This window comes from Streptococcus rupicaprae (assembly GCF_040545225.1).
GTDB lineage: Bacteria > Bacillota > Bacilli > Lactobacillales > Streptococcaceae > Streptococcus > Streptococcus rupicaprae.
This window is the reverse complement of record NZ_JBEPLO010000013.1, coordinates 24,491-39,055: the sequence shown is the minus strand read 5'-3', so window position 1 is coordinate 39,055 and position 14,565 is coordinate 24,491. Positions and strand designations below refer to the sequence as shown.

Genomic DNA, 14,565 nt, shown 5'->3' with positions numbered 1-14,565 from the left:
AATAGGAGAGAACTTCTAAAGAAAGAGGACCTGCTATGTCAGACCTGTTTGATATTACTATTATTGGCGGGGGGCCTGTCGGCCTTTTCGCCGCCTTCTATGCTCATTTGCGACAGGCTAAGGTCAAAATCATTGACTCCTTGCCTCAACTCGGTGGACAGCCCGCCATTCTCTATCCTGAAAAAACCATCCTAGACGTGGCAGGATTTGCGCAAGTGACCGGCGAAGGATTGACCCTGCGTCTCCTTGAGCAGTTGGATACCTTCGACACCACCATCTGCCTCAACGAGACCGTTCTGGAAATTGAAAAAACAGACGATCACTTCACCCTGACCACCAACAAGGGCCAACACTTGACCAAGACGGTCCTGATCGCTATGGGAGGCGGAGCCTTTAAACCACGGCCGTTAGAAATTGAAGGAGCGGATGCCTTTGACAACATCCATTACCACGTTTCACAAATCAACCAGTACCAAGACAAGGATATCGTTGTTCTCGGAGGTGGTGATTCTGCAGTTGATTGGTCCCTGGCCTTTGAAAAAATCGCCAAGAGTGTCACCATCGTCCACCGCAGGGACAATTTCCGAGCTCTAGAGCACAGCGTTGAAGCCCTAAAAGCCTCTCAGGTCGAGATCCAAACCCCCTATGTCCCAAGTGGTCTCGTCGCCCAAGATGGCCACTTATCAGGCCTTGAAATCACCAAAGTCAAGGCTGACGAAACAAAGACCATCCCATTGGACCATCTCTTTGTCAATTACGGCTTTAAGTCTTCTGTCGGCAACCTCAAGAAGTGGGGACTAGAGCTCAACCGCCACAAGATTGTCGTTGACAGTAGGCAGGCGACTTCCATCCCAGGAATCTACGCTGCAGGAGACTGTTGCTACTACGAAGGGAAGATTGATTTGATTGCGACAGGTTTTGGCGAAGCCCCGACTGCCATTAACAATGCCATTGCCTATATCAACCCTGATGAAAAGGTCCAGCCCAAACATTCAACCAGTCTACATTAATCACTATTTTACAAAGGAGATACTCATGAAATCCACCGAAGAATTAAAAAACCGTGCCCTCGCCCTTCTTGAAGAACGCGGCATCTGCCTCAATGACCTAGCCGAGCTGGTCCTCTACCTGCAAAACAAATATATTCCTGACCTAAAAATCGAGGACTGCCTGCCCCACGTCAAGGCAGTGCTGGAAAAACGCGAGGTCCAAAACACCATCATCACCGGTATTGAAATCGACAAGCTCGCTGAAGCCGGCAAACTCTCTCAACCCCTCAATGACATCCTCATGTCAGACGAGGGCCTCTACGGAATTGACGAGATTATGGCCTTGTCCATCGTCAATGTCTACGGCTCTATCGGCTTCACCAACTACGGCTACATCGACAAGGTCAAGCCAGGCATTATCAAACAGCTCGACACCAAAAAAGATGGCCAATGCCATACCTTCTTGGACGATATCGCTGGTGCCATTGCGGCTGCCGCTGCTAGCCGCCTGGCCCACTCTGACCCAAGCAAGAGCGCCATTACCAACCGCATCTAACTTTAGGTAACGAATAGCTTTTTTGAAGATCAAAGACGCATAAAACTCTGCCATCATCGGCTGGTTTTATGCGTCTTTTTAGCTAAGCCGTTATATTTGAATATCGTCATAGGTCTGTTAGGACAAGAATCTTGCTTATCACTAAAAAATTAGGATTTGTCACCCCCTTCTCATTCAGGCATTCTATCAGCCGAATCCTATATTTATATTCCTCCATTTGTCAAATTAAGTTGGACAAGTCATTAGACTTAGAAAAACTTGTAGGGGTGTTTTATCGTTCAGTGATTTTCTAGGGATAAAAAATCCAGTCGGCATAGGTCACTTCTTGATCACCTGCTACTCTCAGGCCCTTGACCCTCTCTCCCAAACTTTCTTATTTTAATATCTAGGACTTCAATATTTTAAAGCCTGACAATCCTTTCTCCTTCATCTTCTGCTCGCTTTATGTTACAATAATCGGTATGGACAAAATCATTAAAACAATTTCAGAAAATGGTGCTTTTCGGGCTTTTATCCTAGATAGCACAGAAACTGTCAGGGCTGCTCAGGACTTCCACCAGACCCTCAGTTCATCAACGGTCGCCCTGGGGCGGACCCTCATTGCCAGCCAAATCCTGGCCGCCAATGAAAAAGGCCAGACCAAGGTCACCGTCAAGGTGTTGGGAGACAGTTCGTTAGGTGCCATCATCTCTGTTGCCAATACGGCCGGACAAGTCAAAGGCTATGTGCAGAATCGCGGGGTTGACATCAAAAAAACAGCTACTGGAGAAGTGGTTGTCGGTCCCTTTGTCGGGCAAGGGGAATTTCTCGTCATCGTTGACTATGGCACTGGCCAGCCCTATACCTCCATGACCCCAATCATCACAGGAGAGATCGGTGAAGATCTGGCCTATTTTTTGACAGACAGCCAGCAGACCCCCTCTGCAGTCGGCCTCAACGTCCTCTTGGACGACCAGGATCAGGTGAAGGTAGCAGGCGGTTTCCTCGTTCAAGCCTTACCTGGAGCAACGGAGGCTGACATTGAGCGCTTTGTCAATCGGCTCCAAGCCATGCCTGCCATCTCCGATCTTCTTCAAGCAGACCAACCGCTGGAAGCTCTTTTACAGGCCATTTACGGCCAAGAACCGTACAAGATCTTGGAAGAGAGTCCTCTGTCCTTTCATTGCGACTGCAGCAAAGACCGCTTTGGCACTGCCCTAGCCAGCCTTCCAAAAGATGAGCTGATTGCCATGAAAACTGAAGATCAGGGCGCTGAGATCATCTGCCAGTTTTGCCAGACCCCCTATCATTTTGATGCTGACGATTTAGAGGAGATTATCCATGAAAAACCTTAATACCCCTTTTATGATTGGCGATGTGGAAATTCCTAACCGCACCGTCCTTGCACCTATGGCAGGAGTCACCAATTCCGCCTTTCGAACCATCGCTAAAGAGCTGGGCGCTGGATTGGTCGTGATGGAAATGGTTTCCGACAAGGGGATCCAATACAACAACGAAAAGACCCTCCACATGCTTCACATTGATGAAAATGAAGCACCCATGTCGATCCAGCTCTTCGGCAGCGACGCAGACTCCTTGGCACGCGCAGCCGTCTTTATCCAGGAAAATACTAAGGCTAATATCCTCGATATCAACATGGGTTGCCCTGTTAACAAGGTGGTCAAAAACGAAGCTGGTGCCAAATGGCTCAAAGATCCCGATAAGATCTACCACATCGTTAAGACCGTCACTTCTCACCTCAGTATTCCCCTCACAGTTAAAATGCGGACAGGTTGGGCAGATAGCTCACTGGCTGTCGAAAATGCCCTCGCCGCAGAGAGTGCTGGCGTCTCTGCCCTAGCCATGCACGGTAGAACACGAGAACAAATGTACACAGGCCATTGTGACCATGAAACCTTGGCTCGCGTTGCAAAAGCCATCACCAAGATTCCCTTCATTGGCAACGGCGACATCAAGACGGTTCACGACGCTAAGTTCATGATCGAAGAACTCGGAACAGATGGGGTCATGATTGGACGCACCGCCATGGCCAATCCCTACATCTTTACCCAGATTAATCACTACCTAGAAACTGGTGAGGTTCTGCCCGATCTTTGCTTTGAAGACAAGATGAAAATCGCCTACGAACACTTGACCCGCCTCATTGCTCTCAAAGGCGAATATGTGGCTGTCCGTGAATTCCGTGGCCTAGCACCTCACTACCTTCGTGGCACTTCAGGGGCAGCCAAGCTCCGTGGCAAAATTGCCCGTGCTGAAAGCCTGGCTGAAATCGACACCATCTTGGCCGAAACAAGAGCAACTGTCAGCCTTTAAAGAATTCTTAAATGTTTTAAGAATTCTTTAAGCAAGCCCTGCTATACTTTATTTATCCTAAAATTTTTCATATTCTCCCTATAACAAAACCCCAGCCGATTTGACTGGGGTTTTGTTTGGTTTAGAAAAGCGACTGAGAAGCCTATCTCTATTATACTAAACAAACAACATCAAACTAATCGCCATAACCGCCATGCCTGCGATCAGGCCGTAGATGGCTAGATGGTGTTCGCCGTATTTTTCCGCAGCTGGGAGCAATTCATCCAGCGAGATGAATACCATGATTCCGGCTACCGCCGCAAAAATTAAGCCGTAGACCACATCATTCATAAAGGGCATGAGCAAAAACCAGCCGACCAGGGCACCGATTGGCTCAGCCAAACCAGAGAAAAAGGAATAGGCAAAAGCCTTTTTACGAGAACCGGTCGCCTGATAGATAGGCACAGCAACTGCGATTCCTTCTGGGATATTATGGATGGCAATGGCAAAGACAATAGGAATGGCGACCCGCGGCGATTGAAGAGCAGAGACAAAGGTCGCCAAGCCCTCTGGGAAATTGTGAAGCGCCAAGGCCAAGGCCGTAATCAGACCCATCCGCATCAGCTCTCCTTTTGCCTTCTTGTCTCGAGAATCTGCTTCTACCAAACGCACTTCGTGGGGATTTTTTGAAGTCGGGATAGCGCGGTCAATCAAGGCAATCAAACCGATTCCCCCAAAGAAGGCCAGGGCTGTCAGCCAATGGCCCAGAGACTCCCCCATTTTCCTCGTCAAGAGATGAAGGCTTTCCTGAAAGAGTTCCACAAAGGAGACGTAAATCATCACACCAGCTGAAAATCCCAAGCTAATCGATAAAAATTTGGTATTGGTCGACTTGGCGACAAAGGCAATCAAACTTCCAATTCCTGTGCTGAGTCCCGCAATCAGGGTCAGCATAAACGCAATAGCAACATTATCCATGTTCTTATGATACCATTTTTCTCGGCAGATAGGAAGCCTGTTTGCCATTTCCTGAGGATTTCTAAGCACATTGAAGACCTCATGCTTGAAATATTACCGCAGATAGTGAAAACAGTCTATTTGTTTCAGAAAAACTTATCAAACTTAAGGAAAATCTTTTAAAATACAAGAAAAATTCAAGCCTGAACTAGAATTTTTTTCAAAACGTGGTATAATCGTCTATGGATTAAAACAAAGGAGAGTATTATGCCTGTACCAACACCAAATAGTCATTCCCATTCAGCAACCAACTCTGAACTGATTAGCGCTCTGGCCAAGTCTATCGAGAAAAAGGATGCCCTCTCTCGTACCAGCTTTACCAAATATGCCGTACGCGCCATGCTAGCAACCCTCTTTTTAACGCTGGGAACAGGAATTGCTTTTTATATTGCGGGCTATGCCAATGACATCGTTCCCCACTCCGGTAAATTCGTCTACGCCTTTATGTTCAGCTGGTCCTTGGTCATGATCGTCTACATGAATGCTGAGCTTGGTACTTCAAATATGATGTACATGACCAGTGCCGTCTACAATAAAAAACTGCGGTTTTTAACAGCAGGTAAAATTCTTGCGACCTGTGTTTTCTTCAACTTTGTCGGGGCTCTCATCTGTTCCTTTTTGATTTCCAGAACGACTGCCTACAGCCACCTTCCTGCAGACCACTATCTGTTTGAGGCTGTATCTGCTAAATTGGCCAAAACACCAATAACCCAATTTATCGAAGGGATTTTTGCCAATATCGTGGTCAACACTGCCGTCTTTGTCACCCTGCGGATGAAAGACGATTCAGCCAAGGTCTGGTCTATGATTTTCATCATCTATATCTTCGCCTTCTTGGGATTTGAGCACGTTATTGCCAACTTCGTTTCCTTCCCGCTGGCCTTCTTCGTCAATGGTGGACCAGTAGAAAATATGACCTTCCTCAGCGTCCTTTCCAACTTCTTCTTCTCTGGACTTGGAAATTACGTAGGCGGTGGCCTCCTCATCGGCCTTCTCTACTCATGGCTCAACCAGAAATCAGACCTTTATGTGGACTAACGAACTACCAAAAACTCTTCCCGTCGGAAAGAGTTTTTTTGTATCTATACATGGAAGACCTGCTAATAAAAAGGCCCACAGGACCTTTTTATTCATCCAAATACTTTTTTCAAGACTTGGCCCAGGGTCATAACGCCAACGACTTCGATTCCTTTTGGTACTTTTAGGCCTGTTAAGGAATTTTTGGGGGCGTAAATCTTTGTAAAGCCCAGTTTAGCTGCTTCGTTGATGCGTTGTTCGATGCGGTTGACCCGACGGATTTCGCCCGTTAGGCCGATTTCTCCGATAAAACAGTCTTGGGGATTGGTCGGCTTGTCCTTGTAACTGGAAGCAATAGCGACAGCCACAGCTAAGTCAACTGCTGGCTCATCGAGTTTAACACCGCCAGCAGACTTGACATAGGCATCCTGATTTTGCAAGAGCAGGCCAGCACGTTTTTCCAGCACCGCCATGATGAGGCTGGCCCGGTTAAAATCAAGACCCGTCGTCGTTCGCTTAGCATTGCCAAAAACAGTCGGCGTGACCAGGGCCTGGACCTCAGCCAAAATGGGCCTAGTCCCCTCCATGGTCACAACAATAGCAGAGCCAGTCGCGCCGTCCAGACGCTCCTCTAAAAAGACCTGGCTGGGATTAAGAACTTCAACCAGCCCTTGGGACTGCATCTCAAAAATCCCAATCTCATTGGTCGAGCCAAAGCGGTTTTTGACCGCCCGCAAGATGCGGAAGGTATGCTGACGCTCCCCTTCAAAATAGAGAACCGTATCTACCATATGCTCCAGCATCCGAGGACCTGCCAGAGTCCCTTCCTTGGTCACATGCCCTACGATAAAGGTGGCGATATTGTTGGTCTTGGCCAGTTGCATGAGTTCACCAGTCACTTCTCTGACCTGGCTGACCGATCCCTGCACACTAGTGATCTCAGGAGACATGATGGTCTGGATCGAGTCCACAATCAGGAAATCCGGCTGTAGTTTTTCAATTTCCGCACGAATGCGCTGCATATTGGTTTCCGCAAAGAGGTAAAATTCATTGTTGATATCGCCCAAACGCTCCGCCCGTAACTTAATCTGCTCTGCGGATTCCTCCCCGCTGACATAGAGAACTGTCCCAAGACTGGCCAACTGGGTGGATACTTGAAGGAGGAGGGTCGATTTGCCAATCCCCGGATCCCCTCCAATCAACACAAGACTGCCCGGCACTACGCCACCACCCAAGACACGGTTGAATTCGTTCATCTTAGTCTGAGTTCTGGCAACAGAACTGGTGGCTACCTCATTTAATTTGACAGGCTTACTCTGCTCACCTGAAATCCCAATGCGGGCATTTTTGACTTCTGCCACTTCGACTTCCTCGACAAAAGAAGACCAGGCACCACAGTTAGGACAGCGCCCCAAGTACTTGGGCGAATGGTAGTCACAGGACTGGCAGACAAAAGTGGATTTCTTTTTTGCTGCCATGCTTAATCCCCTGTCGAGCCAAAGCCACCAGTGCGCTCACCCGTGGCATCATCGCCATCCGCCAAGAGGAAGGGCATGAAAACTCCTTGCACCACGCGCTCACCCGCTTCAATTACCACTTCCTGGTCCGTGATATTTTTCATCTGGGCAAAGATGTGGCCTTCATTATTGTCGTTATTGTAATAATCGCCATCAATGACGCCAACCGAGTTGATAAGGACTAGACCACGCTTGCGAGGGTTGGACGAGCGATCGTAAAGGTAGAGGACCTCATTGTCCTGCATGTAGGACTTGATCCCTGTCGGCACCAGAACAATCTCACCTGGAGCCAAGACCGTCCGCTCTGCCGCACTCAGGTCATAGCCCGCCGCATGGGCTGTCTCACGCTGGGGCAATAGCTCTTTTTTATCAGCATACTGGCTAATCAATTCAAATCCACGGGTTTTCATATCGTTCCTCATTTTCCTTTTTCTGTCCTTCTATTATAGGTTATTCGCAAAAGAAATGCAAAAACAAGAAAGAGAGTGGGACAAAAATCAGTAACCCGAAGGGTTTGATTTTGTCTCACTCTTTCATTTCTAAGTTCGGGCTGAAACGGTCTCTCCCCAGACCGTTTTGACACTGACTCTGTCAGTTCTATTTCCAACTTCCAAAGGTCCCCCGGACTGTTTTTGACACTGACTGCGTCAGTTCTATTTCAAACTTCCAAAGTTCCCCCGGACCTTTGGAACCCACCTCCGCACAGCTTTAACAGTCAGGGGAGTGACTGTTGATGGTTGGAAATGAGGAAGCAAGGCTTCACTCATTCGTTAGGGCTGTAAAAGCTGATAACATCAGCGAATTAGAGAGTAGAGTTGCTTTGAAACTCACAATTTCCCACCTTCAAGGCTTATACGCCTTGAAGCACTCAACCACTGCGCCTTACTCGACAATCCAAAAACGATTGAGAGGCCAGGACTTTTGTCCCAGCCTCCTTTTTATTCAAACACAAACTGGTTGTGGTAGAGTTCGGCGTAGAAGCCGTCCTGCTTAATCAGTTCACGGTGGTTCCCTCGCTCCAGAACCTCACCATCTTTTAGGACGATGATTTCATCTGCCTTGAGGATGGTTTTGAGGCGATGGGCAATGACAAAGCTGGTCCGACCAGCCACCACGGCTTCCATGGCCCGTTGGATTTTGGCTTCTGTCACCGTGTCAACGTTGGACGTTGCCTCATCCAAAATCAGGACTTCTGGGTCTGTTAGAAGAGTCCGAGCAATCGAAATCAACTGTTTTTGACCTGTCGAGAAGATGTTGTTGTCATCAGACACCTGAGTTTGATACCCATCTGGCAAACTCATGATAAAGTCATGGATATGGGTGGCACGGGCCGCCGTCTCAATCATGTCCTGGGTCACCCCTTCCGCACCGAAGGCGATATTCTCTGCGATGGTCCCACTAAAGAGGACCGACTCCTGCAGTACGATACCAACCTTGCTGCGCAGGCTATCGAGGTCATAGTCCCGAATATCGACACCATCAAAGGTAATCCGACCAGCGTCCACATCGTAGAAGCGGTTAATCAGGTTCATGATGGTGGTCTTACCAGATCCCGTTGGCCCCACAACAGCCACCATCTTGCCCTTGGGCGCAGAGATGGAGACTTTTTTCAGAACAGGTTTGTCTAGCAGATAACCAAAACTGATGTTCTCGATTTCGACACCTTCTTTAAGTTCCGTGAAGAGAGGCGCATTTTGAGGCCGAACCTCTTCAGGCTGGTCAAACATCTCCTGGATGCGAGCAGCCCCTGTGAAGGCCAACTGCAACTCTGCCCAGTTTGAGGCGATATTCATCATGGGTTGGTAATACTGCTGTGAGTACTGGACAAAAGTTACTACAAGACCTAGGGCCATAGCCGTAGACATAGTCGGATCATTCAGGAGAATAGATGAGCCAGCAAAGATAACAATAGCTGTATTCACCAAACTCATTCCATTCATGACAGGAAAGAGCAATCCCCCAAAGAGACGTCCCTTGAAGGTGGCTGTGCGCACTTCTTCATTAAGCTCCAAGAAACCATCAATCGTCTCGTCCTGGATCCCTTGGACAATAATGGCCTTTTGACCCGAAATCTTCTCATCCATATAGGCGTTGAGTTTCCCGACTGCCGCTTGTTGACGGTTGCTGTATTTTCGGGCCAATCGAATAATAACAACCAAGAAAATAAGCGCGATTGGAGTCGATGCAATGGTCAACCAAGCCAGACGTATGTCCTGGCGGAACATCATCCAGATCATTCCGATATAAAGCGCGATATTTGACACGACTTGGGTCAAGGATTGGTTGAAGGTATTCTGGATATTGTCAAGATCACTGGTAAAACGCGATAGAATATCCCCGTCCTTGTGACGGTCAAAAAAATTGACAGTCAGACGTTCTAGTTTACCAAAAAGGCCCTTACGCATACGGTTGGTCGAATGAGCCACAATCCGTGTGAACAGTAAATTGTAAATAAGATTAGCTAGTACAGTAAAGAGATAGGCCAAAAACAAATTTAGCATCACGCCGTTGAAGGCAGCTAAATCAGGCTTGAAGTTGACCTCTCCCTTCTGAGAAGCCTCCATGAATTGGAGACCAATCTTCCCCATTTCCGTCAAGGACTGACCAATCAGGACAGGTGTTTTGACCTGCAAGTAAGTGGCTACAATAACCGCTACAAGAATCACCGCAAACGATAGCTTATAACGTTTGAAATAAAACCAAAAGAAACGTAGTGTCTTCATCTCAGTCCTCCTGTCCTTTCTGGGTTTCATAAATCTCACGGTAAACCGCATTGGTCGCCAAAAGCTCAGCATGCGTACCTTCACCAATCAAACGCCCCTGGTCAAGGACCAAAATCTTATCTGCCTTGACCACCGAGGAAATCTTCTGGGCAATAATAACTGTCGTCGTCCCTTTCAAGTCATGGTTGAGAGCTTCCTGGACCAATTTCTCAGACCTCGCATCCAGGGCCGAGGTAGAATCATCCAGAATCAAAATCTTAGGCTTGCCGATGACGCCACGCGCGATGGACAGGCGTTGCTTCTGGCCTCCAGAGAAGTTGGTCCCGCGCTCTTCAACTTCACTCTCGTATGTATTTTCCAAGCGGTCAATAAATTCTTTGGCTTGGGCAATACCTGCCGCCCGCTCCAAAACATCAAGGCTAGCATCTGTTTTCCCTTGGCGCAAGTTGTCAGCTATAGTCCCAGAAAAGAGAATAGCTTTCTGAAGAACGATAGAGACCGTACGACGCAGGGTAGTCTGATTGATTTGCTTCAGGTCGCGACCACCGATAAAGATCGTCCCTGCCTGTGGATCAAAGAGGCGTGGAATCAGCTGGGCTAGTGTTGATTTGCCAGACCCTGTTGCCCCAACCACACCGACCATCTGACCAGGAGCGATTTCAAAGGATATGTCCTTGAGCATGGGTTCTGTATCGTTGGGATAAGTAAAGCTGACCTTATCAAAGACGATACTAGCCGTCAAGTCTTCATCAGCTCCATCCTTAAAAGTCATTGCTGGTTCTGTCTCTAAAATTTCATTGATCCGCTTCAAGGAGACTGCCGCTCTGCTCGCCTGCATTCCCATGAAACTGACCATGACAATGGAAAACATGATCTGCATGAGGTAGCTCATGAAGGACGCGATACTGCCGATAGCCTCAGGGTCGGTCTTCACCATGGTTGATACCAGATAGATAGAACCAAAGATTGCCAGGAAAGAAACCAACATCAAGAGAGGTTGCATAATAGAAAACACCGAACCAATGAACAGGTTGAGCTCTAAAAATTCGTTCGAAACACTCTTAAATTTAGCGTATTGATTTCTCTCTTGGACAAAGGATTTGACCACGCGCACACCCTGTAAATTCTCCTTGGCAATGCTGTTGATCTTATCCATAAGCAACTGGAATTTCCCAAAACGTGGTCCAACCTTCCCCATGACCATAGCCATAATACCTGCAATAACAACCACCATGACAATAATCACCCACCATAGCGCAGGCAAGGTCTTAATGGCCATGAAGAAAGCACCGATGAAGAGCAAGGGAACCCGCATCAAAATAGTAAAACTCATCATGACTAAGTTTTGAATCTGGGTGATGTCATTGGTCATCCGAACTACTAGGTTTCCTGCGCTGAATTGCTCAATATTGGCGTAAGAAAAACTCTGAATCTTACGAAAGGTGTGTTCTCGAATATCTGCGGATACTCCTTGGGCAATTTTAGAAGCTAGTACTGTATTGGTGGCACCTGCAAGCAAGCCAATCCCGGCAATTACCAGCAACCAAATCCCCACCTCAGAAATCCTTTCCTTATCATTCATCATAACAGCCTGTAAAACATCCTCTAAATAACTCGGTTGCAGTAAGCTACTAATCACAACTGTGGACACCATCAAAACCGATCCTAGAGCATACCACTTGTAGCGCATAATCGCTTGCTTAAACATCTTTTCCCCCCATATAATTTAAAATATTTTCCTGTAATTGCTGGATTACTCGATGGACTAGCTTTAGTTCTTCCCAAGAGATTCCTTGAAAAATTTGTTGACTCATCTCTTCGTGGAAGGCCTTAAGCGGTTGAATCTTTTCCAAGCCCTTACTGGTAAGGACGACCTGCTTGCAGCGCCTATCAACCTCAGAAGGGATAACCTCAATAAATGCATTCTTAACCATCCGTTTCACTAGATTACTGGCCACCGATTTTGAAATCTTTAGCTCTTTTTCGATATCCTTGACAAACATTTCTTCACCGGCATGCTTGCTCAAGAACAATAGAACATGCCCTTGAGGACCTGATAAGTGTTTGACGTCGTATTTTTGGGCCAGTTCCTCGGCAATGTATTCCATCTGCGTTAGAACTGCTCGAATACCTGATAAAGGATTAGGCATCGCTTTTCCTCCTTATGGTTTCCATGGGAACTATTTTAGTTCTTATGAGAACTTTTGTCAAGAAAAGAAGGTTTTGGAAGTAAGAATTTCGCACTTGGTCTGAATAGGAAAAAAAGAGACCTTATGGTATAATGGAGTGGAATAACTAGCCGCTAAGGAGTTAACATGACAAAACAAACCATTGCTGTTCTGGGACCGGGATCGTGGGGAACTGCCCTGTCGCAGGTTCTCAATGATAACGGTCACGAGGTCCGGCTTTGGGGAAATATCCCAGAGCAAATCGAAGAAATCAATACCCAACATACCAATAAACGGTATTTTAAAGATATTGTCCTTGACCACAAAATCAAGGCCTATGCAGACCTAAAAGATGCCCTGGAGGGGGTCGATGCCGTCCTTTTTGTCGTTCCGACTAAGGTGACTCGCCTGGTCGCTAAGCAGGTAGCGGACACCTTGACTCACAAGGTTGTCGTCATGCACGCTTCAAAAGGCCTAGAACCAGGGACGCACGAGCGCCTATCCACTATTTTGGAAGAAGAGATTCCAACCCAGCTCCGCAGTGAGATTGTCGTCGTATCTGGTCCCAGTCACGCTGAAGAGACCATTGTCCGAGACCTCACCCTGATTACAGCTGCCTCCAAGGACGAAGAGACTGCCAAGTATGTCCAAGGCCTCTTTAGCAACCACTACTTCCGTCTCTATACCAATACAGACGTCATCGGGGTTGAAACAGCTGGTGCTCTTAAAAATATTATCGCCGTCGGAGCAGGGGCCCTTCATGGACTCGGTTACGGTGATAATGCCAAAGCTGCCATTATCGCGCGGGGTCTCGCTGAAATTACCCGCCTCGGTGTAAAAATGGGGGCCAATCCCCTGACCTACAGCGGCCTATCTGGAGTTGGTGACTTGGTCGTTACTGGGACTTCGATTCACTCCCGTAACTGGCGAGCCGGCGATGCGCTCGGTCGCGGTGAAAAATTAGAGGATATTGAAGCCAACATGGGCATGGTCATCGAAGGTATTTCAACAACTAAGGTGGCCTACGAGTTGGCCCAGGAGTTAGATGTCTATATGCCTATTACCCAGGCTATTTACAGTGTCATCTACGAAGGAAAAGACATTAAAGAGGCCATTCTTTCGACCATGAATGGTCAATTACGCCATGAAAATGAATGGTAAACTATTTTCTAACAGAATAAGAAAGGATCTCATTATGGAAAAAAAAGTTAGAAAAGCTGTTATTCCAGCAGCTGGTCTTGGAACCCGCTTCCTGCCGGCCACCAAGGCTCTAGCCAAGGAAATGTTGCCGATCGTTGACAAACCGACTATCCAATTTATCGTAGAAGAAGCTCTAAAATCAGGTATCGAAGACATTCTCATCGTAACCGGTAAATCAAAACGTTCGATCGAAGACCACTTCGACTCAAACTTTGAGTTGGAATACAACTTAAAAGAAAAAGGAAAAACAGAATTACTGCAATTAGTAGATGAGACCACCTCGATCAACCTCCATTTTATCCGTCAGAGCCACCCTCGCGGTCTTGGAGATGCTGTCCTTCAGGCCAAGGCCTTTGTTGGGAACGAACCCTTTGTCGTCATGCTGGGTGATGATTTGATGAACATCAATGGCGAAGGAGACCTCCTGACTAAGCAACTGATAGAGGACTTTGACCGGACTCATGCTTCCACCATCGCTGTCATGGAAGTTCCACACGAAGAAGTTTCTGCCTATGGGGTTATCGCTCCAATCGGAGAAGGGAAAGACGGGCTTTACTCTGTGGAAACCTTTGTGGAAAAACCAAAGCCAGAAGATGCCCCTTCTGATCTGGCTATCATCGGCCGCTACCTTTTGACCCCTGAAATCTTTGGTATCCTTGAACATCAAGAACCTGGTGCTGGAAACGAGATTCAATTGACCGATGCTATCGATACCCTCAATAAAACGCAGCGTGTTTTCGCCCGCAAGTTTGAAGGCAATCGCTATGATGTCGGGGACAAATATGGCTATATGAAGACCTCTATCGAGTACGGCCTAAAGCACCCGCAGATAGCTGATGACCTCCGTCGCTATATCATCGAACTCGGCAAACACCTAGAGCAAGACCCTACAAATCGTCCTCTGCCATCACTGACAGAGGACACGGAATAACCTTATAACTAAAAAGCATAAAGCCTTTGTAAAGATGGGTTTTATGCTTTTTTTATCTTTTCCCTAATGATAGTTGTATTAGGAAAGCTAAGCTTCCCCACCACGAGAAAACACCCAAACCTTAGAATGGTTCGGGGGATCACTTAACTATCTCT

The 14,565-nt window shown here is 47.3% G+C and carries 13 protein-coding genes; 7 read left to right on the top strand and 6 right to left on the bottom strand.

All coding sequences use genetic code 11. From position 1 onward, the window contains the following. The first annotated feature begins 35 nt into the window (after positions 1 to 35). From ABID29_RS06785 to dusB, 4 genes are all read left to right on the top strand, one after another. Positions 36 to 1,010 (top strand): NAD(P)/FAD-dependent oxidoreductase, encoded by a 975-nt coding sequence (locus ABID29_RS06785; RefSeq protein WP_354365338.1) that lies wholly within the window; start codon positions 36 to 38, stop codon positions 1,008 to 1,010. A gap of 25 nt (positions 1,011 to 1,035) precedes the next feature. Beyond that, on the top strand, positions 1,036 to 1,545 hold the full coding sequence (locus tag ABID29_RS06780; RefSeq protein WP_354365336.1) for a phosphatidylglycerophosphatase A family protein: 510 nt from the start codon (positions 1,036 to 1,038) through the stop codon (positions 1,543 to 1,545). A 461-nt stretch (positions 1,546 to 2,006) separates the two neighbouring features. Further along, positions 2,007 to 2,879, top strand: a complete 873-nt coding sequence (hslO, locus tag ABID29_RS06775) for an Hsp33 family molecular chaperone HslO (protein ID WP_354365335.1) — start codon at positions 2,007 to 2,009, stop codon at positions 2,877 to 2,879. Then, the gene (gene dusB / locus ABID29_RS06770) at positions 2,866 to 3,858 is read left to right on the top strand and encodes a tRNA dihydrouridine synthase DusB (RefSeq protein WP_354365334.1); all 993 of its coding nucleotides are present in this window, start codon (positions 2,866 to 2,868) and stop codon (positions 3,856 to 3,858) included. Before hslO ends, dusB begins: the two co-directional genes overlap by 14 nt. 156 nt (positions 3,859 to 4,014) lie before the next feature. Here the strand turns inward: dusB and zupT are convergent, their stop codons facing one another. Beyond that, positions 4,015 to 4,815 (bottom strand): zinc transporter ZupT, encoded by an 801-nt coding sequence (gene zupT / locus ABID29_RS06765; RefSeq protein WP_354365372.1) that lies wholly within the window; start codon positions 4,813 to 4,815, stop codon positions 4,015 to 4,017. A gap of 246 nt (positions 4,816 to 5,061) precedes the next feature. On the opposite strand from zupT, the gene ABID29_RS06760 reads away from it, so the two are divergent. Then, positions 5,062 to 5,892, top strand: coding sequence for a formate/nitrite transporter family protein (locus ABID29_RS06760; protein ID WP_354365332.1), 831 nt, complete (start codon positions 5,062 to 5,064; stop codon positions 5,890 to 5,892). Between the two features lie 92 nt (positions 5,893 to 5,984). Here the strand turns inward: ABID29_RS06760 and radA are convergent, their stop codons facing one another. The 5 genes from radA to ABID29_RS06735 all read right to left on the bottom strand — a co-directional run bounded on the left by radA (position 5,985) and on the right by ABID29_RS06735 (position 12,261). Continuing rightward, positions 5,985 to 7,349 carry a DNA repair protein RadA gene (gene radA, locus ABID29_RS06755; RefSeq protein WP_354365331.1) on the bottom strand — a complete coding sequence of 455 codons (1,365 nt, stop codon included), beginning with the start codon at positions 7,347 to 7,349 and terminating at the stop codon, positions 5,985 to 5,987. Between the two features lie 2 nt (positions 7,350 to 7,351). Continuing rightward, the gene (locus ABID29_RS06750; RefSeq protein ID WP_354365329.1) at positions 7,352 to 7,798 is read right to left on the bottom strand and encodes a dUTP diphosphatase; all 447 of its coding nucleotides are present in this window, start codon (positions 7,796 to 7,798) and stop codon (positions 7,352 to 7,354) included. 528 nt (positions 7,799 to 8,326) lie between these two features. Then, entirely contained in the window at positions 8,327 to 10,111 is a 1,785-nt protein-coding gene (locus ABID29_RS06745; RefSeq protein ID WP_354365327.1) for an ABC transporter ATP-binding protein, read from the bottom strand. Between the two features lies 1 nt (position 10,112). Continuing rightward, positions 10,113 to 11,819, bottom strand: a complete 1,707-nt coding sequence (locus ABID29_RS06740) for an ABC transporter ATP-binding protein (protein ID WP_354365326.1) — start codon at positions 11,817 to 11,819, stop codon at positions 10,113 to 10,115. Next, a complete protein-coding gene (locus ABID29_RS06735) occupies positions 11,812 to 12,261 on the bottom strand; it encodes a MarR family winged helix-turn-helix transcriptional regulator (RefSeq protein WP_354365324.1) in 450 nt (149 codons plus the stop codon). Before ABID29_RS06735 ends, ABID29_RS06740 begins: the two co-directional genes overlap by 8 nt. Positions 12,262 to 12,426: 165 nt before the next feature. Between ABID29_RS06735 and ABID29_RS06730 the strand changes: the two genes are divergently transcribed. Beyond that, the gene (locus ABID29_RS06730; RefSeq protein WP_354365323.1) at positions 12,427 to 13,440 is read left to right on the top strand and encodes an NAD(P)H-dependent glycerol-3-phosphate dehydrogenase; all 1,014 of its coding nucleotides are present in this window, start codon (positions 12,427 to 12,429) and stop codon (positions 13,438 to 13,440) included. A 34-nt stretch (positions 13,441 to 13,474) separates the two neighbouring features. Next, positions 13,475 to 14,410, top strand: a complete 936-nt coding sequence (gene galU, locus ABID29_RS06725) for a UTP--glucose-1-phosphate uridylyltransferase GalU (RefSeq protein ID WP_354365321.1) — start codon at positions 13,475 to 13,477, stop codon at positions 14,408 to 14,410. The last annotated feature ends 155 nt before the right edge of the window (positions 14,411 to 14,565 follow it).